Origin of the sequence: Clostridium septicum, assembly GCF_003606265.1 — a bacterium.
Classification (GTDB): domain Bacteria; phylum Bacillota; class Clostridia; order Clostridiales; family Clostridiaceae; genus Clostridium; species Clostridium septicum.
Genome location: NZ_CP023671.1, coordinates 3,128,273 through 3,149,580, shown reverse-complemented (window position 1 = coordinate 3,149,580; position 21,308 = coordinate 3,128,273). Strand labels below are relative to the sequence as shown.

General features: G+C 26.3%; 22 protein-coding genes, 1 riboswitch and 1 other annotated feature. Of the genes, 6 read left to right on the top strand and 16 right to left on the bottom strand.

The annotated features are described in order from the left end of the window. Positions 1 to 44: 44 nt before the first annotated feature. Complete coding sequence (locus CP523_RS14500; RefSeq protein WP_227909609.1) at positions 45 to 752, bottom strand: polysaccharide deacetylase family protein; 708 nt, start codon at positions 750 to 752, stop codon at positions 45 to 47. 182 nt (positions 753 to 934) lie between these two features. Here CP523_RS14500 and CP523_RS14495 point away from each other — a divergent pair, with 182 nt between their 5' ends. Next, positions 935 to 1,468 (top strand): DUF4364 family protein, encoded by a 534-nt coding sequence (locus tag CP523_RS14495; protein WP_066676834.1) that lies wholly within the window; start codon positions 935 to 937, stop codon positions 1,466 to 1,468. Here CP523_RS14495 and CP523_RS14490 read toward each other — a convergent pair. Then, a complete protein-coding gene (locus tag CP523_RS14490) occupies positions 1,465 to 2,343 on the bottom strand; it encodes a YncE family protein (RefSeq protein WP_066676828.1) in 879 nt (292 codons plus the stop codon). The two genes, CP523_RS14495 and CP523_RS14490, sit on opposite strands and share 4 nt — an antisense overlap. Positions 2,344 to 2,542: 199 nt before the next feature. On the opposite strand from CP523_RS14490, the gene CP523_RS14485 reads away from it, so the two are divergent. Beyond that, a complete protein-coding gene (locus tag CP523_RS14485; RefSeq protein WP_066676826.1) occupies positions 2,543 to 2,788 on the top strand; it encodes a TIGR03905 family TSCPD domain-containing protein in 246 nt (81 codons plus the stop codon). 42 nt (positions 2,789 to 2,830) lie between these two features. Here the strand turns inward: CP523_RS14485 and CP523_RS14480 are convergent, their stop codons facing one another. From CP523_RS14480 to CP523_RS14460, 5 genes are all read right to left on the bottom strand, one after another. Further along, complete coding sequence (locus CP523_RS14480; RefSeq protein WP_066676824.1) at positions 2,831 to 3,973, bottom strand: DEAD/DEAH box helicase; 1,143 nt, start codon at positions 3,971 to 3,973, stop codon at positions 2,831 to 2,833. A 91-nt stretch (positions 3,974 to 4,064) separates the two neighbouring features. Further along, the gene (locus tag CP523_RS14475; protein ID WP_066676822.1) at positions 4,065 to 4,754 is read right to left on the bottom strand and encodes an N-acetylmuramoyl-L-alanine amidase; all 690 of its coding nucleotides are present in this window, start codon (positions 4,752 to 4,754) and stop codon (positions 4,065 to 4,067) included. Positions 4,755 to 4,895: 141 nt separating this feature from the next. After that, positions 4,896 to 5,831, bottom strand: a complete 936-nt coding sequence (locus tag CP523_RS14470; protein ID WP_066676821.1) for a ribonuclease Z — start codon at positions 5,829 to 5,831, stop codon at positions 4,896 to 4,898. 102 nt (positions 5,832 to 5,933) lie between these two features. Continuing rightward, on the bottom strand, positions 5,934 to 6,641 hold the full coding sequence (deoD, locus tag CP523_RS14465) for a purine-nucleoside phosphorylase (protein WP_066676820.1): 708 nt from the start codon (positions 6,639 to 6,641) through the stop codon (positions 5,934 to 5,936). A gap of 150 nt (positions 6,642 to 6,791) precedes the next feature. Next, positions 6,792 to 8,105 (bottom strand): bifunctional folylpolyglutamate synthase/dihydrofolate synthase, encoded by a 1,314-nt coding sequence (locus CP523_RS14460; RefSeq protein ID WP_066676818.1) that lies wholly within the window; start codon positions 8,103 to 8,105, stop codon positions 6,792 to 6,794. Between the two features lie 189 nt (positions 8,106 to 8,294). Here CP523_RS14460 and CP523_RS14455 point away from each other — a divergent pair, with 189 nt between their 5' ends. Further along, positions 8,295 to 8,726, top strand: a complete 432-nt coding sequence (locus CP523_RS14455; RefSeq protein ID WP_066676817.1) for a hypothetical protein — start codon at positions 8,295 to 8,297, stop codon at positions 8,724 to 8,726. Between the two features lie 262 nt (positions 8,727 to 8,988). Here CP523_RS14455 and CP523_RS14450 read toward each other — a convergent pair whose 3' ends face one another. The 4 genes from CP523_RS14450 to CP523_RS14445 form a co-directional block, all read right to left on the bottom strand. Further along, the gene (locus CP523_RS14450; RefSeq protein ID WP_066676815.1) at positions 8,989 to 11,631 is read right to left on the bottom strand and encodes a valine--tRNA ligase; all 2,643 of its coding nucleotides are present in this window, start codon (positions 11,629 to 11,631) and stop codon (positions 8,989 to 8,991) included. A 186-nt stretch (positions 11,632 to 11,817) separates the two neighbouring features. Beyond that, positions 11,818 to 12,037 (bottom strand) — a binding site (T-box leader). A gap of 57 nt (positions 12,038 to 12,094) precedes the next feature. Then, entirely contained in the window at positions 12,095 to 12,262 is a 168-nt protein-coding gene (locus CP523_RS16075; RefSeq protein WP_162926001.1) for a hypothetical protein, read from the bottom strand. A gap of 15 nt (positions 12,263 to 12,277) precedes the next feature. After that, positions 12,278 to 12,403 carry a CPC_1213 family protein gene (locus tag CP523_RS16550; RefSeq protein ID WP_252655308.1) on the bottom strand — a complete coding sequence of 42 codons (126 nt, stop codon included), beginning with the start codon at positions 12,401 to 12,403 and terminating at the stop codon, positions 12,278 to 12,280. A 134-nt stretch (positions 12,404 to 12,537) separates the two neighbouring features. Continuing rightward, entirely contained in the window at positions 12,538 to 13,485 is a 948-nt protein-coding gene (locus tag CP523_RS14445; protein WP_066676813.1) for a carbohydrate kinase family protein, read from the bottom strand. A 264-nt stretch (positions 13,486 to 13,749) separates the two neighbouring features. On the opposite strand from CP523_RS14445, the gene CP523_RS14440 reads away from it, so the two are divergent. Beyond that, complete coding sequence (locus tag CP523_RS14440; RefSeq protein ID WP_066676811.1) at positions 13,750 to 14,106, top strand: tetratricopeptide repeat protein; 357 nt, start codon at positions 13,750 to 13,752, stop codon at positions 14,104 to 14,106. Positions 14,107 to 14,117: 11 nt separating this feature from the next. On the opposite strand, the gene CP523_RS14435 is transcribed toward CP523_RS14440, so the two are convergent. Genes CP523_RS14435 through CP523_RS14425 form a run of 3 tightly spaced genes read right to left on the bottom strand, consistent with a single transcriptional unit; the run spans position 14,118 to position 17,093 of the window. Next, complete coding sequence (locus CP523_RS14435) at positions 14,118 to 15,188, bottom strand: transglutaminase-like domain-containing protein (RefSeq protein WP_066676809.1); 1,071 nt, start codon at positions 15,186 to 15,188, stop codon at positions 14,118 to 14,120. An 11-nt stretch (positions 15,189 to 15,199) separates the two neighbouring features. Further along, positions 15,200 to 15,838 (bottom strand): recombination regulator RecX, encoded by a 639-nt coding sequence (gene recX, locus CP523_RS14430; RefSeq protein WP_066676807.1) that lies wholly within the window; start codon positions 15,836 to 15,838, stop codon positions 15,200 to 15,202. Positions 15,839 to 15,854: 16 nt separating this feature from the next. Beyond that, positions 15,855 to 17,093, bottom strand: coding sequence for a M16 family metallopeptidase (locus tag CP523_RS14425; protein WP_066676805.1), 1,239 nt, complete (start codon positions 17,091 to 17,093; stop codon positions 15,855 to 15,857). A 387-nt stretch (positions 17,094 to 17,480) separates the two neighbouring features. Here CP523_RS14425 and CP523_RS14420 point away from each other — a divergent pair, with 387 nt between their 5' ends. Both CP523_RS14420 and CP523_RS14415 read left to right on the top strand, forming a co-directional pair. Then, on the top strand, positions 17,481 to 18,158 hold the full coding sequence (locus tag CP523_RS14420; RefSeq protein WP_066676803.1) for a response regulator transcription factor: 678 nt from the start codon (positions 17,481 to 17,483) through the stop codon (positions 18,156 to 18,158). Then, on the top strand, positions 18,151 to 19,659 hold the full coding sequence (locus CP523_RS14415) for a HAMP domain-containing sensor histidine kinase (protein WP_066676850.1): 1,509 nt from the start codon (positions 18,151 to 18,153) through the stop codon (positions 19,657 to 19,659). Before CP523_RS14420 ends, CP523_RS14415 begins: the two co-directional genes overlap by 8 nt. Before the next feature lie 38 nt (positions 19,660 to 19,697). Here CP523_RS14415 and CP523_RS16070 read toward each other — a convergent pair whose 3' ends face one another. Together CP523_RS16070 and CP523_RS14410 are read right to left on the bottom strand one after the other, a co-directional pair. Continuing rightward, positions 19,698 to 19,835 (bottom strand): hypothetical protein, encoded by a 138-nt coding sequence (locus CP523_RS16070; RefSeq protein ID WP_162926000.1) that lies wholly within the window; start codon positions 19,833 to 19,835, stop codon positions 19,698 to 19,700. Between the two features lie 128 nt (positions 19,836 to 19,963). Next, positions 19,964 to 21,169: a cation:proton antiporter domain-containing protein gene (locus CP523_RS14410; RefSeq protein ID WP_066676801.1), complete on the bottom strand. Its 1,206-nt coding sequence runs from the start codon at positions 21,167 to 21,169 to the stop codon at positions 19,964 to 19,966. A gap of 63 nt (positions 21,170 to 21,232) precedes the next feature. After that, positions 21,233 to 21,294: riboswitch (Fluoride riboswitch) on the bottom strand. Positions 21,295 to 21,308: the final 14 nt, after the last annotated feature.

Below are 21,308 nucleotides of genomic sequence, written 5' to 3'. Positions count from 1 at the left end.
TTATAATACAATACATGCTCTTTTTTCAATATTTTTTAATATTTTTATTTTTTTCTTTGCTCTCCCTGCTCATTTATATAATAATCTTCGTTATAAATCAGCTCTCCTACAGGCATAAATGTATATCCTGCTTTTTGTAATTCAGGAATTATTCTATCTAAATTATCTGATGTGTACTTTGCATTATTATGAAATAAGATAATTGACCCAGGCTTAACCTTTTTCATTACCCTATTATACTCTATTTCTGCACCACTTTCTTTCCAATCAACAGAATCTACATCCCATTGAATAGGTACATATCCTAAAGAGGATACTGTATTATAAGCTTTTTCATTAAAATCACCACTTGGGAATCTAAATACTTTCGGCTTTACACCTACTGTACCTTCTACTATTTTATCTGTCTTTTCTAATTCTTCTTTTATTCTGCCATCATTTATTTTAGAAAACATTGGATGTACATAGCTGTGGTTACCTATTTCATGCCCTCCTTCCTTTATTTTTATTAACTTTTCCTTGTTTCCTTCAGGATAATTAACCCATTTTCCCATAATAAAGAATGTAGCTTTTACATTATATTTATCTAGAACATTTAATATGTCTATTAAATGTTCTTCTTCTGCCCAATTTACATCAAATGTTATTGAAATTGCTTTATCCTCTCTATCTACTCTAAAAATTGGTTGTTCTTTAGTCATATATGAAAAAACTAATTTTTCATTATTTCTAAAAAATATTGACGTTATCATTGATACAACTAATAACCCCATTACTACAAGTATATGATTTCTTCTTCTCACTTTTTATTACCCCTTCTATATAATGTTATTAATTTATATTCCTTTATAACAATATTAATGACTATATTATTCCACTTTCTAAATTTTATGATATAATTATATAGACACTTTCTAAAATGGAGGTTTAAAAGATGTACGAAAACTCAACTGAATTAGCAGAAAACAAACTTCTAGTATTATATGTTATAAAATCTTTAAAGCAACCAATTACTAATACTCAATTAACGGAAATAATACTTGAAAACAATTTCATAAATTATTTTACACTTCAACAATATATAAGTGAACTTATATCATCCGAATTTTTAAAATATGTATTAGTTAATGATAAAAACCTTATTGATATTACTGAAAAAGGTATTAATGTACTTTCATTTTTTACTGATAGAATATCTCCAATAAAAAAGAAGATAATCGATGACTATCTTCTAACAATAATTGATTCAATAAAAAAAGAACTTACTATACATAGTGATTACACACTTGGAAAAAATGATTCATTTTTAGTAGATCTTCAAGCATTAGAAGATGAATCTCTTCTAATGGAACTTAAAGTATCTGTTCCATCAAAAAAGCAAGCTGTTTCTCTTTGTAATAGATGGAAAGAAAATCCTTCTGAAATTTATACAAAAATAATTAATACATTATTTACTGATGAAGATTAATATAAAGTCATGGCATTAGGTTCTTTTCCTACTGCTATGGCTTTTGTTTCTTTTGTTTTTAAATTTAATGAAAGAATCCTTCCCTTTAAATAATCTCCTATATATAATTTGTCTTTATAGCGAATTATTCCTTTTGGCATGCTACCTACATTTATTCTTTTTATTTCTTTTAGAGTATCTACATCTATAATACTTATAGTTCCATCACTAAAATTAGATACATATAAGAAATTACCATCATCCCACATGTCAACTGGCGATTTTCCAACTTTTATTCTTTTTAATGTACATAAATTCTTTATAGAAAATACTTCTACATATCCAAAAGTATCTTCTCCTATATAACTTTCACACACATAAATTTTACTTTTATCCTTTGATACTAATATTTTAGTTGGATATTCTAAAGTATCTATTTTTTTTATAACTTTGTTATCTATTCCATCAATAATTGATATGGAATTACCTTCTAAATTTGATACAAATATCATTTCTGCTTCTTTATAAATTTCTATGCTATGAGGCCATTTATCAATTGGAATTTCAAATAATATTTTTTTCTCTACTAAATCATAAACAATTATTGCATTTGATTCTCCGCATGAAATATAAAGTTTATTCTTTAATGTAGCAACATCGTTTGGATAAGGTCCTATATATATAGAATCTTCTTCTTTAAAGGTAACACCATTAATTATAGATACTGAATTACTATAATTATTAGCTGTGTATATTTTTTTATCACTTATATAGATCCCATGGGGCCCTATAGGTTTTTCTCCAAAATCTAAGGGCAAATTTTCTACAGTTAAATCTGAAATATTGACTTTTGAAATCGAATCACTTCCAGTATTGCATACTAATATAGAATTCATTTTGCACCTCCTTTTAGAAAAACCTTATTTTTAAAATTTAAGGGTCTAAAAATCACTTGATATATAATTATAATATATGCTTATTAGTATTAAATGGGACACTTTTTTATGTTTTAATTCAAAATTCCACATTTATGCTTCATTTATATTAATAAAGTATATATAATAAATAATGGAATATTTTTTGGAGGTATAGTTTATGTTTGTTTATAAAACAAAAGGAGTTTGTTCAACAGAGATTCATGTAGATGTTGAAGATAATAAAATAAAAAATGTAGAATTTGTAAAAGGTTGTCCAGGAAATCTATTTGGAATTTCAAGCTTAGTTAAGGGAATGGATATTGATTCTGCAATTGAAAAGTTGAAAGGGATAAAATGTGGAAATAAAGATACTTCTTGTCCTGATCAACTTGCTAAAGCATTAGAGGAAATTAAAAATTCATAATAATAATGCAAAATAAATAGACTCACAATATTGTGAGTCTATTTATTTTGCATCCATAAGCTTTCCATTATAAACTTTCATAGGATGTATTTTTATATTAAATTCTCTTTCATATACTCTAATACCTGCTAAATCCTTTCCAGTGGCAATTGATATTGCAACTCCTGAATTCTCTCCTCTAGCCGTTCTACCGGCTCTATGTAAGTAATCATTAGCATTAACAGGAAAATCTAAATTAAATATATGCGTAACATCAGGAACATCTAACCCTCTTGCTGAAAGATCTGATGAAACTAATATATTTATTTTACCATTTCTAAAATCTTGAAGAGATTTTTGTCTTGCTTCTTTTGATATATGAGAAGATATATTAAAGGCTGGTTTTCCATGATAATTTAACTTTTGAGTTATAATATCTATATCAGTATTATTGTTAACAAATACAATAGACTTATTAGGATTTATTGCAGCTATAAGTTTTCTTAATATTTCAAACTTATCCCTTCTATCTCCTTCTATATACATATGAGTTATTTTAGGATTTAAAGCTGGTTTTCCAGTAGCTTTAATTACAACTGGCTCTTTCATTAACTCTTTAGAAATCTTCATAGTATTATCACTTATTGTAGCTGAAAATACCATAAGCTGTCTATCTCTCATAGTTGTCTTTATTATATCTAATATTATTTTATAATTATTTTTATCTAACAAATTATCAGCCTCATCTATAACTATAGTTTTTATTGTATGAGCTGTAATCTTCTTTTTTCTTATAAGGTCTAATACTCTTCCTGGAGAACCAACTATTATATGTGGTTTCACTTCTTTAATCTTTTTTATTTGCCTATCAATATTTACATCACCAATTACAGTTAAAGAAGTTATATTAGATTTTGAATTCTTTGATAAAAGCTTAATTTCTTCCTCTATCTGCCTAACTAGCTCATGAGTTGGTGCTAAAATTATACTTTGCATTTCTCTTTTTTCACTATTTATTTTTTCAAATATAGGTAATAAATATGCTAAGGTTTTTCCACTGCCTGTATGAGATTCACCTATTAAATCTTTATTTTTAAGAAGTTCTGGTATAGCCTTACTTTGTATTTCTGTAGGTTCTGTAATACCTTGAATTTTTAAAGCTTCAACTATATTAGGTTTTAAACTAAGTTCATTAAAATTATTCATATTTTTCTCCTTTGCTTTTAACTCTACATTTCATTATATACTTTATATAAAGTTAATTCTAGTTAAATAAAATTCTAAATTAAATTACTAACTATTCTAACAATGGTGTAATCCTATTTTCTTCTATATTAAACTCCTTTATTCCTTTAATAACTTTCCTAGCCATAGACTCTATGGGAAAATTTTCTCCTGGACAAAGAGTATTCCACGCATCTTTATGACCAATTATTTTATATATGTCATATTTTAATGATATATAAACCGATAACTCATAAAGACTTTCAACCTGCTCTAATGTTAATCTATCCTCTTCAAAGTTCCCTTCTAAACATATACCAATAGATTCTTTATTTTGACCTTTTGTATGTGCTCCTTCAGCTTTTTCTGGGCGTCCTTTATATATTACACCATCTTTTCTAATATAATAGTGATATCCAATTCCATTCCACCCCTTATTCTTATGTGCCTCATGAATATTTTCAGATGTCCAACCATTATTTGCAGAATGATGATATATTATTTTTCTTGGGTTATTTATATACTCTAATTCACCGTCCCAATTATAATCTATTTCCTTAATATTAAGTTCATCTCTTATTTCATTTAACTTTTTTTCATCTAATTTTTTCCCATATATATTTCTATAACTAACTTTGTAAAAATTCATAATATCATACTTAAAATATGTTATACTACATGTAACACAGGTAATTATCATAGCTATGAATAAATAAAGCCATATTTTATCTTTAACTAATAAGTTTCTCTTTTTTTTAGCCACTCTTCCCTCCTATTTTCTCGTTCCATTTTTTACCATTATATCATAATAATATTTTTTTGAACAAGTACATACTATAGGGATTATTTAGATATTTATTTACATAAAAATTTAACTTTATTTATTATTATGCTATTAATTAGTTTACTCCTCAAATTTTAAGTTTATAATTAATCTATCTTTAGCTATAATTGTATTTTTAAATACTTCTTTTGCATTATTTATATATTCATCTGGATTCATCATTGCTGGAGTAAAGTGAGTTAATAATAAAGTTTTAACACTTCCATCTTTAGCTAAAGTTGCTGCCTCTCTAAAAGTCATATGTCTATTTTTTATAGCTTTTTCTATATCTTCATCTTTTCCATAAGTACCTTCACATATAAATAAATCGCTATATTTAACAAAATCCTTTATTGATTCTATAGGTCTTGTATCTGTTATCACACTTATATAAATCCCTTTTCTCTCTTCTCCTAACACCATATCACTTAAATACTCAATTCCATTTAAACATGCTTTCTCTTCCTTTTGTAATTTACTCCATAATATCTTTGGAACATTATTTTCAATTGCTTTCTCTACATTAAATTTTCTATTTCTTTTAAAATATATTTTATATCCTAAGCAAGGTGCTGAATGCTCTAAATCTAAAGTACTTAAAGTTATATCACCACTTTCTGATACCTCTAATCCATTATTAGTTAATTTAAAATTAACCTCTCTTGGATACTCTATTATTTCTAACTCATATGGTAAATATTCAACTATTACACGTAATCCATTTACTACTTTATTAATTCCTTTTGGTCCTATAATTGTAAGTTTTTCAGTTCTACCACTATTACCTATAGTTGATAATAATCCAGTTAATCCAATTATATGATCCCCATGTACATGTGTTATACATATTATATCTATAGATTTAAATCCCCAACCTATCATCCTCATAGACACTTGTGTGCCTTCACCACAATCTATTAATATTTTTCTTCCTTTATAACTTATTAAAGTTGCTGATAAGCCTCTAAAAGGCATTGGCATTCCGCCCCCAGTCCCTAATAAACATATATCCAACATCTAAATTCACCTCAAATTTCTATAACTATATAGTTATTTTATATTTTAGTTTCTACAAATAATAAAAAGCAGTTTTTAAAACTGCTTTTTTAAAATTAGTAATTATTTTGCTAATTCAAGTGCAATTTCCATCATATCCGTAAAACTTTCCTGCCTTTCTTCAGGTGTTGTCTCTATTCCTTTAAAGATATGATCTGAAATTGTTAAAATTGATAAAGCCTCTACTCCATATTTAGCAGCTACTGTATATAACTCTGCCGATTCCATCTCTACTGCTAAACATCCATAATCAGCCCAAAGATTAATTCCTACATCTGTATCATCATAAAAAAGATCTGATGATAATACATTTCCCACTTTTATGTTTACTCCTTTTTCTATACCTTTATTATATGCTTCTAATAAAAGTTCAAAGTTTGCAGTTGGTGCATAATCCATTCCTTTAAATCTTCTTTTATTTATACCTGAATTAGTTGAAACACTTTGTGCTAAAACTATATCTCTAACATTAACATTTTCGTTTATTGACCCTGCTGAACCTATCCTTATAAGTCTTTTAGCCCCATAAAATCTTATTAGTTCGTTTACATAAATAGAATGAGAAGGTAATCCCATTCCTGTACCTTGCACTGAAACCCTTTTCCCATTATATGTACCAGTATAACCGTACATACCTCTAACATTATTGTAACATACTGGATTTTCGAGATAAGTTTCTGCTATAAACTTTGCTCTTAGAGGATCTCCAGGAAGTAAAACCGTTTCTGCGATATCTCCTTCTTTTGCCATTATGTGTAAATGTTTTGCCATAAAAAAACCTCCCTTATATATACTAAATTAATATTATCATATTAATTTCTATAAATAAATAATTTATCTCAAGAATCGTCCTCCATATTTTAACCTTTTTTTACATATTTCTTTAAGATTATGTATAACACAACATTTTTTTATAATATTCTACTTAACTTTTATAAATTTATTTGTAATTATTTTTCTCATGTCAGCAATCATATATAAAGAACCTGATGCTATTATTAAATCTTCTTCTGTTGCATCTTTTAAAGAACTATTTAATGCTTCCTCATAATCCTCATATGCATAACAATTAGAATTATACTTTAAAATCTCTTTTTTTAAATCTTCACTTAACTCTGCTCTTAAAGAATTAGGTGTAACTGAATATACCTTTTTAGCCATAGGCGTAATTTCTTTTACCATTCTTTCCACATCTTTATCAGCCAATATTCCTAAGATTAAATATAAGTTTCTATATTCAAAATATTTTTTTATATTACTTTTCAGCGTTGTTATCCCTTGTATATTATGAGCTCCATCTATAACAACTAGTGGATTTACATTCATAACTTCTAATCTACCTTTCCAAACAACTGATTCTAATGATTTTTTTATTATCTCCTTGGAAATTTTTAGAAACCCATTTTTTTCTAATATCTCTATAGCTTTAAGAGCTACTGATAAATTTAATATTTGATGTTCTCCAAGTAAAGGAAAATTAACTTCTAATTCCTCTTTATTATACTTTACTCTAATCTTTTGATATATACCATCTTCTCTAACTACATCTATAAACTCCCAATCATTTTCGTCTATAACATATAACGATGCATTTTCCTCTTCACACTTTTTCTTTATTATATCAAAAGCGTCTTTCTTTTGTGGAAATATAACAACTGGAACTTTATTTTTTATTATTCCTGACTTTTCATTAGCTATTTCCTTCAATGAATTCCCTAAAATATTAACATGATCTAAACTAATTGATGTAATAACTGAAAGTATTGGCGTTATTACATTGGTAGAATCTAACCTTCCCCCAAGTCCAACTTCAATTACCCCGAAATCTACATTTTCAATATAAAAATACAAATACATTAAACATGTTATTATCTCAAACTCCGTTGGATGATTATACCCCTCTTCAATTACCTTATCTACAGCTTTTTTTACTTTTTCCATAAGATCAGCTAATTTTTCCTTTGGTATGTTCATACCATTTATTTGTATTCTTTCTTCAAATTCCTCTAAAAAAGGTGATGTGTACATTCCAACTTTATATCCATGCCCTTGAAGTATTCTACTAATTATAGCAGTTGTAGACCCCTTTCCATTTGTTCCTGCAATATGAATTAAATTTATTTTTTCTTGCGGATTATCTAAAAGCTCTAACAACCTATAAGTTCTCTCTAAACCATAATTTGAACCAAAATTACCTACTTCTGTTATGTATTTCATCGCATCTTCGTATTTCATTTTAAACTCCCCTTATTCTTCATAAGCATTTATATTTTCTTTATTATATAACAAATTTATGCTCATTGTCTAAATATAAAATTCTAATAATAGGTAAAGTAAAATATTTTATTTTACTACTTTTCATATCTATATACATACTTTTAAATATGTTATATTATCATTAAAAAAACTTTTAGGAGAATATATATGAATAATTTAAATGCTGCTTTAAACTTAAACTTAAATAATATTTCTATTATGGATATAAATGAAGAAAATCTAATATTATTAAAATCTGAAGATTACTATATTCAAAGTAATTTTTATTTTTGGCTTATTAATACTATAAATGAACTTGAAGAGATAAATAAAATAGAAGAATTAGCATATGCTAACTATTTAATGTCTTACTTTGTATTTATAATACTTACACCTTTATGTTACGAAGAAATAGCCTTTAATCATATAAAAAAATCTATTAAATTAAGTAAAAAAATTAAATTTAAAGAATGGCTATTAATTTTCTCAACTACTTCTAAACCATTTTTATCTACTTATGACTCAATAAAAATTGCTGAAGAAGTTCTTTCTGAAAATCCAAATAGTACATTAGCTAAAACAATTATTGAAATGTATTAATTTTTTTCTTATATACACTAAGGGCTCTAGTTAAAACTAGAGCCCTTAATGCCTTTTATCCTTTTATCCTTTTATCTTAAACATTATTTATATAATATCATAAAAACACATAAATGTATCTATTTTGTAAAAATATATTAATTTTAATTGCTCAAATAAATTTTTGTTTTATATCTATATCATTTAAATAACTTCTAAACTAAATATTTCACTAGCAACTTTTTTATTGTATAAAAAACTACTAATGATATTATTTAAAACTTTATTTTAAAGCCTCTATTCTTACTAAAACTGCATCAAGCATTTCTTGATATTTTACTCTCTTTTCTTTTTCTCCATTAATTACAGCTTCTGGAGCTTTTGATACAAAGCCTTGATTTGAAAGTTTCTTATCTATTCTTTCTACTTCACCTTGAAGCTTTTTCATTTCTTTATTTAATCTATCTAATTCTTTTTCCTTATCAACTAAGTCTAAAAGTGGCATAAATAATTCTCCACCTTTAACAACCAGAGATACTGCATTTTCTGGAACTAAAGATTTATCTTCTATAAACACAACTTCTAATGCTGATGCTAATTTTTCTATATAACTTGCACCTGATATAAAGGCATCCTTAGCTTCTTCAGTTATATAACTAATTACTTTAGCTTTTCTTGAAGGTGGTACATTCATTTCAGCTCTTACATTTCTTAATCCTTTAATTGCTTCTATAATATATGACATATCTTTTTCTGCATTTTCATTATTTAAAGCTTTATCAAATTCTGGCCAAGATGAAATTGTTATTGTTTCACCATCTGTTAAAGTAGTATAAATTTCTTCTGTAATAAATGGCATTACTGGATGAAGTAACTTAAGTCCTGTGCTAAGAACATTATAAATAACATTGTAAACTATTCCCTTTTGCTTTTCGTCATCACCATATAAAACCGGCTTAACAAGTTCTATATACCAATCACAGAATTCAGTCCACATAAAGTCATAAACCTTTTGAAGAGCAATTCCTAGTTCATACTTATCCATATTCTCTGTTACTTCTTTAACTAATGTATTTAAATGTGATAATATCCATTTATCAGCTAAACTGTAGTCTTTATCATCTTTGTATTTATCCATTAATTCTCTATCAAGATTCATCATAACAAATCTTGATGCATTCCAAATTTTATTTGCAAAGTTTCTTGCAGCTTCAACTCTTTCTGGGAAATATCTTATGTCATTTCCCGGAGCATTACCTGTAACTAACATAAATCTTAAAGCATCTGCGCCATAAGTGTCTATAACTTCTAAAGGATCTACTCCATTACCAAGAGATTTACTCATTTTTCTACCTTGTGAATCTCTTATAATTCCGTGAATTAAAACTGTATCAAATGGTGTTTTCTCCATATTATGAAGACCTGAGAATATCATTCTAGCTACCCAGAAGAATATAATATCATAACCTGTTACTAATACATTTGTTGGATAGAAGTATTCTAAATCCTCTGTTTTATTTGGCCAACCTAATGTTGAGAAAGGCCATAAAGCTGATGAGAACCATGTATCTAAAACATCAGTTTCTTGTCTTAAATTCTTTGATGAACATTTTGGGCAACTACATGGTGTTTTTTCTGAAACTATTATTTCTTGACATTCATTACAGTACCAAACTGGAATTCTATGTCCCCACCATAATTGTCTTGATATACACCAGTCTTGAATATTTTCCATCCAGTTAAAATATGTTTTTTCAAATCTTTCTGGAACAAATTTAGTTTCTTTGTTTCTTACAACATCAATAGCAGGTTTTGCTAAAGATTCCATTTTTACATACCATTGTTTAGATATTATTGGTTCTATAACAGTACCACATCTATCATGAGTTCCCACATTATGAACATGTGGTTTAACCTTAACTAATAACCCTTGTTCTTCTAAATCCTTAACCATTTCACGTCTAGCTTCATATCTATCTAAACCTTGATATTTTCCACCTAATTCGTTAATAACCCCATGATCATCCATTACTTTTATTTCTTTTAAACCATGTCTCTTACCAACTTCATAATCATTAGGATCATGAGCTGGTGTTATCTTAACAGCCCCTGTTCCAAATTCTATATCTACATAGTCATCTGCAACTATTGGAATTTCTCTATCTGTTAGTGGCAGTTTTAATGTTTTTCCAATTAAATGTTTAAATCTATCATCATTTGGATTAACTGCCACAGCTGTATCTCCAAGTAATGTTTCTGGTCTTGTTGTAGCTATTTCTAAATAGCCACTTCCATCAGTTAATGGATAATTTATATGCCAGAAGTTACCTTCTTGTTCTTGATATTCTATTTCTGCATCTGATAAAGCTGTTGTACATTTTGGACACCAGTTAGTTATTCTATTACCTTGATAAATAAGTCCTTCATTATATAGTTTGACAAATACATGTTTAACAGCTTTATCTAGATTTTCATCCATTGTAAAAGCTTCTCTAGTAAAGTCTGCAGAACATCCCATCTTTTTAAGCTGAGTTCTTATTCTATCCCTGTATTCATCAGTCCATTCCCATACTTTTTCTAGAAATGCTTCTCTTCCCATTTCCTTTTTAACTAATCCTTTTTTTAGAAGCTCATTTTCAACTTTAACTTCTGTAGCTATACTTGCATGGTCTTGTCCTGGAAGCCATAGTGTACAATAACCTTGCATTCTCTTAAATCTTATTAACATGTCTTGTAATGTATTATCTAAGGCATGCCCTAAGTGAAGCTTACCTGTTATATTTGGTGGTGGCATAACTATTGAAAAAGGTTTCTTATTTTTATCAACTACAGGAGTAAAATATTTTTTTTCTTCCCAAGTTTTATAAATTCTTTCTTCAAACTCTTTAGGATCATATGTTGTTGCTAAATTTTTCTTTTCAGTCATTTTATTCCTCCCTTTCTAAATTTAAAGCAATTACTAGTAACTTTATATATATTATAAAAGATTGGTGATATTTAATTTGAAGGTTTCATATAATTAACTTATAATTATGTAAATTAATAATATGGTTGAAGGTTCATATATTAATTTAAATCTTAATTTTAAATAAAATAAAAAAAGCCTTCATCACAAAAGGACGAAGACTCGCGGTACCACCTTTTTTCCTAAATTTATAATAAATTTAGGCTCTTTACATAATAACGACTAAGAAAGCCGCCTTTGCCTACTTAAGTTCAACAAAGATACTCAAAAGCTACCTTCAGGATATCCTGTATAGAAGGCTTTCAGCCAAGACCTTCTTCTCTTTTTATACTTAATATTCCCTACTCCTCTTTTTCACTGCTTTTAAAATATTAGATTTTGTAAGGATATAGTATAATATAATAGTTTATTTGTCAATATTCTATTAGTTATTTAGCCATTCATAAGTTTTATTTGGATTTTTAGAATGATCATAAGCGCCTATTTTTTCTCCATCTATAATACCTAAATCCGAATTATCTTTAGGGTGCATTTTCCTTTCTTTTGCCTTTGATTTAGGTCTATCTTTAAGTCTATTTTTATTATTATCCATTTTTATTTCACCCCTTTAAATTTTAAAGTCTTTTCTATCATGTTCCTTTGCCTTTGGTTCCCCAAAGCATGCTTTAACACTTTCTACTTGTGGATTATGATTTACATGTTTTTTATGACTATTTTTACTTTTAGAATTCATTTATTTCACCTCATCTACTAAGATTTATAATAATAAAACAATAAAATTGCTTCATTTATAGAATGTGCTAAAAGTTAATATTTATTTTATATAAAGTAACACAATAAAGTAAAAAAGTGGCTTAAGCCACTTTTTTAAAAATCTTCTCTCCATTTAATTGTTTTAATAAACTCTTTTACATATTCTTCACTCATATTAGGATTAATATTTTCTTCATGAGATATAGTAATTACAGACATTGCAATAGCATACTTTACTGTTTCCTTTAAAGAAATTCCATTCATATATCCATATCCGATTCCAGCTACAAATGAATCTCCTGCTCCTGTAACATTTTTAACTTCTACTTTAGATGATGCTATTCTGCCTTCTTCTTTAGAATTTTTATAATAAATTCCATCTTCATCAAGACTTATAAAGATATTTTCAACGCCTAATTTAGTAAAATATTCACCGGCTTTATGTAAATCTTCAGTACCTTCTATCTTAAAACCACATAACATTTCTGTTTCTAGTCTATTTGGTTTTATTGTATGAAAATATTTTATTAAATGCTTTATTTTAGCCGCTTTACTTGCTGATACTGGATCTAAAATAAATTTAGTTTTTCCATTAAATTTTTCTAAAATATATTTCATTAGCTCAGGATTATCAGCGTCTAATATAGTGTACTCTGAATTCATTATTATTTCTTCTTTAGAATCAATAAATGATGTATCCATCTTTTCAATACTTTCCATATCAACTATAGCTGATTCCATTTCTCCAGACTCATTTAAAATTGCCATATATGTAGGTGTATATTCATCTTTTAATATTAAAGAATGTTCCATGCTATATCCTATTTCTTTTGCATTGGTTAATATATTTCTTCCTTGTTCATCATCTCCTAATATAGAAATAAACTCAGTGTTAACATTAACCCTTGCTAAATTTTCTGAAATATTTCTGCACACACCGCCTAAAGATATCTTTATATTTCCTGGAATTGAATCTTTTGGGTTATACTTTTTTCTGCTAAACCCTATAATATCTACTATGGATGCTCCTAATACTAATATATAAGGACTATTTTTTATCATACTATCTCTCCCGCTCATTAAATTCCGTTACATTAATAGAAACATAAGTATATTATATTAGAGAACTGCTAAAAAATAAAGGGGAATTTAAAAACTTTGTCGAAAACCTTTACTTGAGGAGATATTTAAAGCTGTATAGATTTAAATTAAAGAATACATTATAATTTATTCTTTAATTTAAAAATATTTTACTGAATATATTTTTAATATATAGTCTATAATTAAAATATATAAAATATTTTTTCCTATATTTGGAGGTTTGTAGTGGATTATTTTAATGAAGGTAATAGATTTTATAACTTAAAAGAATATAAAAATGCTATAGATTGTTATAAATTATCTATTGATAAATATGAAAATGTAGCTTGCTCTTTATATAATTCTGGTGTTTGCTACATAAAATTAAAAGATTTTAATAATGCTATTTCTATGATAAAAAAAGCTCTTGAACTTCAAAAAGAAAGTAAATATTTTTTTAATTTAGCTTATTGTTATGCTATGCTTGAAGATACTAATAAAGCTTTAATTTATTTTAATATAGCATGGTCATTAGATGATAGTGATAACGACTGTGAAAAAGCAATTAAATTAATTATGTCTAAAAAAAAGAAAGCCCTATAATAAGGCTTTTTTTATTTCCATTCTCCTGCTATAGATTCCTTTATATGCTCTTTATCAAAATCTATGGTGTCAAAATAATCTCCTGATTTATAAAATGTTGGATCAACCTTTATCCATTTGCCCTCATCTTTCAAATAAACTTCATTCCATGCATGAGGACCAAAGTTTTTGCCATCAAATCCTTGACCTGTAACAAGCCTAACTCCTAGATTTGCTTTTTTTGCCATTGCTACATAAAGACATGCATAATCAAAACATATGCCTACTCTACTTTCAAAAGCCTCTTTAGCTCCACTTTTTGAAAGCTTTTCATTGTTTAAAGCCTTTTCTGCTTTATAAAAATCATACTCTATGTTGCTTCCAATCCAAGAATATATATTCTTTGCTTTTTCTCTATCTGTTTTAGCATTAGAAGTTAATTCAATAGCTTTATTATCAATTTCCTTTGTTGATTTTATTCCTTCCTCTAGGGTAACTCCATTATAGTAAACAATAAAATTTGAATTTACTGATGCATAATCTTTTATATCATTATTTAAAATTATTGGTCTATTTGCCGAAATAAGCTTTTCTAATTTGCAATACGCACTTATATCACTAAAAAGATTAAGCTTAATTCCTCTATTTATAGTATTATTAAAAGTTATTACTGCAACAAATAATATAAGTATAATTACAAAACCTTTCAAAATACCAAATATAAATGAGGATGCTATTACTTTAACTAATCCTCCTGAAAGTAACTTTGAATACCCTTTAACAAGAGGACTAGATAAAAACTTTAAAAATTGATATATTATAATCTGTATTAAGAAAAAAATCATTGCTAAAGCAACAATATTAAATAACTTATTATTAATATTACCTATATGTAGATAGTTATTTTGTATCTCTAATATTTTAATAATAAGTCTATCTAAATTTAACATCAATATTATAAGTGAAATAAATATTGAAAAATAATAAATCAGTCTATCTAAAGCATATTTAGAGTTTTTTTCTTGAAGTGATGCACTAGTACTCCCCTTAATTGCCCATATAATTATAAAAAGGCATAGCCCATAAGCTAAATAAGTACTCATGTATATCCTCCTTAATATATTTCTTCGTTATTTACAATTTTCTTAACTATTTCTGATACAATATCATATTCATATCCTTTTGAAATTAAAAATCTATATAATTTTTGAGATAATTTATACTTATCTCCTTCTCTTTTTTTTAATATACTGTATTTCTTTTCAGCAAGTAAATATGCAACTTCTTTTTCTGAATCCTTATCAATATTTGATATTTGATCTTTTATTAATTCTTCACTAACACCTTTTTTAGTAAGTTCATATTTTATTTTATTAGCACCTTGCTTTTTTATTTTATCACTTACATACATTCTTGTATAATTCTTATCATCTATAAAATTGTATTCCTCTAAAAATTCTATAGTTCTATCTATTGTATTTTCATCATAACCCTTTAAAAACAATTTATCTTTAATCTCTTTCTGAGTTTTATAAGTTTTTTCAACTATTCTAAGTGCTGCCTCCTTGCATTTAATATAACTATCTTCTTTTGCCACTTTTTTTATTTTATCTATATCTATTGTTTGTTTTAACTTTAAACCTTCTTTATATACTAGTTCTGAACTTAATGAAAAGGCATATTCTTCATTTATATATATATTTACTCTATCTTTATTTCTCTTTTGCACCTCAATTTTTGTTATAACATTCATAATTATTCCCACCTTATTAAGATTTTAAAATATGAATTGTTGGTTTTTCTAAAACTTTATTTGCAACATCATAAATTTTATTTATATCTAATTCATTAAGTTTATCCATATCATTAACAAATTCATATAAATCTTCTTCATCTAAAGCTTGATGTAACATGTAATTACAAAGTTCTGCTGGATCTTCAAGTGTAGTAATTACTGCAGTTTTATGAATCTTTTTCATAAGATTTAAGTCACGCTCACCAATTTCTATACTTCCATTTTTAACACCTAAAATAGTTTCATCAATTGCTTCTAAAGCACTTTCTATATCTTCTTCACTTACTGCTGTATATATAGAAAATGTTTTTACACCTTTTGTCATGTCTAAATTAGTATATATATCATATGCAAGTCCTCTTTTTTCTCTAACTTCTCTAAATAATAAAGAGTTTGCACTTTCACCTAATCTATGATTTAAAATTCTAAAAGGTAATTCTAGATTTCTATCTAGTCCATAAAAAGTATATAAATAAGTTATTGTACTTTGCTCAATATTTTCTTTATTTGTTACAAATTTTATTGGATTATTTTCTTCTTCTATTACCTTCAGTTTTTCTACATCTCCTTTTTTCCAATTACCAAATCTTTTTTTTACTTCTAAAAGAGCTTCTTCATGCTCAAATGAAGATACTATTGTAATTACTGAATTATTAGCCACATAATATTTATTATAATACTCTATTAAATCATTTCTTATAAACTTCTTAACTGTTTTATCTAATCCTGCAACATCATACCTCAAAGGACTTTTTTTAAAAGCAATTTCATTAGTTTTTTTAAAACTAAAATCTTCTACATCATCTTTTCCAGTCCTTATTTCAGCTAATATTACTCCTCTTTCTTTTTCAACTTCTTCTTCACTAAATGTTGATGCTACTATCATATCTCCTAATATTTCTATAGCATTCTTTATTTCTTCCTCTAAACAACTTATAGTATAAACTGTTACTGCATAATCTGTATATGCATTATACTCTCCACCTAAAAATTCTAATGCTTCATTAATTTCTTCATTACTTCTATTTTTAGTGCCCTTAAAAAGCATGTGTTCAATAAAATGAGATATTCCTTTCTCATCACCATTTTCATAAAGTGATCCCACTTTAATCCCTACATTTATTGCTGCTATTTTTGTATCCTTTTTTATTGTAATTACTTCTAACCCATTATCTAAAAGATGTCTTTTAACATCAAAATTCAGTTTTAACATATATCCTTGCACCTATTCCTTACTCTTTAACTAATATTATGATTATATATTATTTCTTATACTTTATAAACAGATTTCTTGTTATAAAACTTTATATGTTAAAATATATTCATAGATCCTAAAAGTAACATATCCTATCATGTATTGGATTCTGATTTTCTTCAAATACGCGAATACATTATTAAAATTTATTAAAAGACTGTCATTGAATAGAATTTCTATGGATTATAATAATTTCAACCTACAATCTTATTCAATAGATGAATTAAAATAATATTCATAATCCTAAAAATAGAAGTTTATTTCTATTTTTAGGATTATTTACTCTTTACCCTTTTTAATTTGGGAATTATAATTATAATAAATAAAATTTTAAAGGAGTATATCATGCAAAAAAACATTCTAATTGTTGAAGACGAATTAAGAATAAGATTTCTACTTAGAGATTATTTCCTTAAAGAAGGATTTCATATAATAGAAGCTAGCGATGGAGACGAAGGAATAAATGCTTTTTCTAATAATAAAATTGATTTAGTTATATTAGATATTATGATGCCTAAAGTTGATGGTATAACAGTCCTAGAAATTATAAGAAAGTCTTCTGATGTTCCTGTAATACTTCTTACTGCTAAAGGTCAAGAAGAAGATAAGCTTTTTGGATACGAAATGGGAGCTGATGATTATATAACTAAACCTTTCTCCCCTAAAGTTCTTATTGCTAAAGTTAAAGCATTACTTAAAAGAACTTCTGAAATATCAGATACAAACAATAAAAATTTTAGTGGATTAACAATAAATAGACTTTCCCATGAAGTTAAAATAAATGGAAACTTAGTTAACCTTTCTCCTAAAGAATTCGAACTTATAACATATCTTGCTGACAATGAAGGCATTGCTCTTTCGAGAGATAATATTTTAGATCATGTTTGGGGTATAGATTATTACGGTGATATACGAACTGTAGATACAAATGTCAAAAGACTTAGAGAAAAACTTGGAGATAAAGCTAATCTTATTGTTACTGTTAGAGGAAGTGGTTATCGTTTTGAAAGTAAACATGAATAAAACTATATCAAAAAAACTATTTACAATTACTTTCGGACTAATTCTTTTAGTTATACTCTCTAGTGTATTTTTTCAAGTAACATTTTTTGAACAATATTATTTAAAACATAAAACTAGAGATTTAGCTAATGAAGTAAATAAATTTAAAGAGTTATATTCATTTCAGATATATAGTGAAGAAACACTTAAATCTGCTTTATCTAGATATGAACAGGAAAATAACTCTAGAATAGCTATATTCTCTGTAAATGGTGAACTTAGCTATTTATCAGATTATAGAAAAGGAGTTGATGATTTAAGAACATTAACTCAATTCTGTGCTGAGCTTATTAATAATAAAGAACTTATTTATGATGTTATTTCTACTGGAGAAACTAAACAAACTATTTTTGAAAATGAAAGTAGTGGATCTAAAAAAATAGGTATAGTATCTCCTATGTCATTAAAATATAAAAATGATTCCATTATTATTTCTGTGTCTTCTATACAACCTATTCAAGAAGCTGGATTAGTTATAAAAGATTTTTATAAATATTTAGTTGTAGGCTTCAGTATAATAGGGATAATTTTATCCTCAATTTATGTAAATTTAATTACAAAGCCCCTTGTCAAAATTAATAAAGTAGCAAAGAAGATGTCTTCAATGGATTTTAGTGTTAAATGTGAGGTTAATTCAGAAGATGAAATTGGTAACCTTGCTAAAACATTAAATTTCTTATCCTCTAACCTTAATAATGCATTGGAAGACCTAAAACAAAAAAATAAACAATTAGAAAAAGATATAGAAAAAGAAAGAAAACTTGAGACTTTACGAAAGGACTTTGTAGCTGGAGTTTCTCATGAATTAAAGACTCCTATTGGTATTATTGAAGGATATGCTGAAGGATTAAAAGACGGTATTGTAGAAGGTGAAAATGCTATAGTATATTTAGATACAATAATAGATGAATCAAAAAAAATGAGTAAACTTGTTTCTAATATGCTTGAACTTTCTAAATTAGAGTCCGAAACTATTGAACTTCATTTAGAAGATTTTAATATAATAAGATTAATTAAAAAAGTTACAAAAAGTTTGTCTTTAGAATTCCAATCCAAATCTATAGATGTTATATTTGAAAACACTTTGCCTTACGCTTATGTAACTGGTGATATATTTCAATTAGAGCAGGTTTTTACCAACTTATTAACTAATGCTTTTAAGTATAGTCCAGCTAATGAAAAGGTAATTATTTCTCTTAATAAAAATGATAATAAATATATTATTTCTATAGAAAACACAGGTTCCCATATTCCAGAAGATGAACTTGAAAATATTTATGCAAAATTTTATAGGTTAGATAAAGCAAGAACAAGAACAGATAATAGCAATGGCCTTGGATTAGCCATTGTTAAAAGAATACTTATAAACCATAAAAGTAAATATTTAATAGAAAATACCCTTTCTGGAGTTAAATTTACTTTTTCTCTTAATGAATCTAAAGAAGAACTAGAAGATTTTTAATAAAAAAGTAGTAGATTTTTTAAATCTACTACTTTTTCTTATCCTTCCACATAATTAAAATTCTCCACTTTCTTTATATTTTTACACTCTGGACACATAACTAAACTATTTTTTTCTGTACTGTTTAAAATATGTCCACACTTATTACATTGAAAAGATAAATTATTTTTTGCCATTAATATCACTCTCCTAAATTATTTTTTATAGTAACAATTTCAATACTTATTCATTTTACCACATGTTTTGTAATTTTATACCATTTTTTTAGTTTTTATTAAATTTATTTCTAATTTTATTAATTAAATCATTTAGCCTTCTCTAAATACTTCTCTGCTGTTAGTTTAATCCCAATTGCTCCTATAGGTGCAGTTATTAAAACACTTAAAATTGCTATAGCCTGCATTACATCTCCTCCCAATACTCCCATTTGAAGAGGAATTCCAGCTTTTGCAGATTGAACCGTAGCCTTAGGTAAATATGCAATTATACAAAATAATTTTTCCTTTTTGTTAAGATTTGTGCCTATAAGTGATATTAATACACCTAATGATCTAATACTTAAAGAAAAGATTAACATTATAACTCCAATTATAAAAAAATTCCCTACTAATTTAGGGTTAATTGCCATTCCTACAAAAGTAAATAGATATATTTTCCCTATAGCCCATATTTTATTCATTATATTAAGTATCTCTTTTGAAATCTCTTCTACATAATTTCTTAGAAAAAATCCATAAATCATAATAGTCAATAAAGAATTAAAAATCTCTATTTTAAAATTTTGTTCAATAACTCTCATAATAATGCATATAAAATATGCTATCAAAACCTTTATAAAAGATTTACTTATATTTTTGAAAATATATGATGTTAATTTAGCTAATATCCATCCAATTAATATACTTAATATTATTGTAATAGGTATAAAACTTAATTGTTTCACTATAGAAATATTTTTTCCATTTATCCCTTGTAAATATACGCCTAAAAATGTTGTAAATAATGTAATTGCAATTGTATCATCTGCTGATGCACCAACTAATAACATTTGTGGAATTGATTTGTTTTCACCAAGTTTTCTATTTATAAGAGATATCATAGATGGTACTAATACTGCTGGACTTACTGCTGCAATTATAAAACCTAGAATTGCTCCTTGTATAAAAGTAAAATTTAGAAAATATCTTGATAATAAAGCTATTGTAATTCCCTCTAAAGTTGCCGGAATTATGCTTAATAAAATAGCTGGACGTCCTATTTCTTTCATTTGATTTAAACTTATTCCAAGACCCCCAATAAACAATACTGTTACTAATGCTATATCCTTTATTGCTGGTGAAATATTTATTACTTCTTTTGGTATTATATTTAAAAATGATGGTCCTAAAATCATTCCTGATATCATCATTCCTATTAACGAAGGTAATTTTATTTTCTCTATAATCTGTCCACTTAATGATGATAAAATACCAATAAATATTAAACTTAAAATAATAATTATAATTGTCATATCTCTACTCCTTTTTATTTATATTTCTTATATTTTGCAAAAAAATAGACTCCTACTCTTTAATAAAGAGTAGGAGTCATTAGCTTCTTAAGCATTTAAAGGCGAACTCCATCACCTATTTATAATAAATTAATTATAC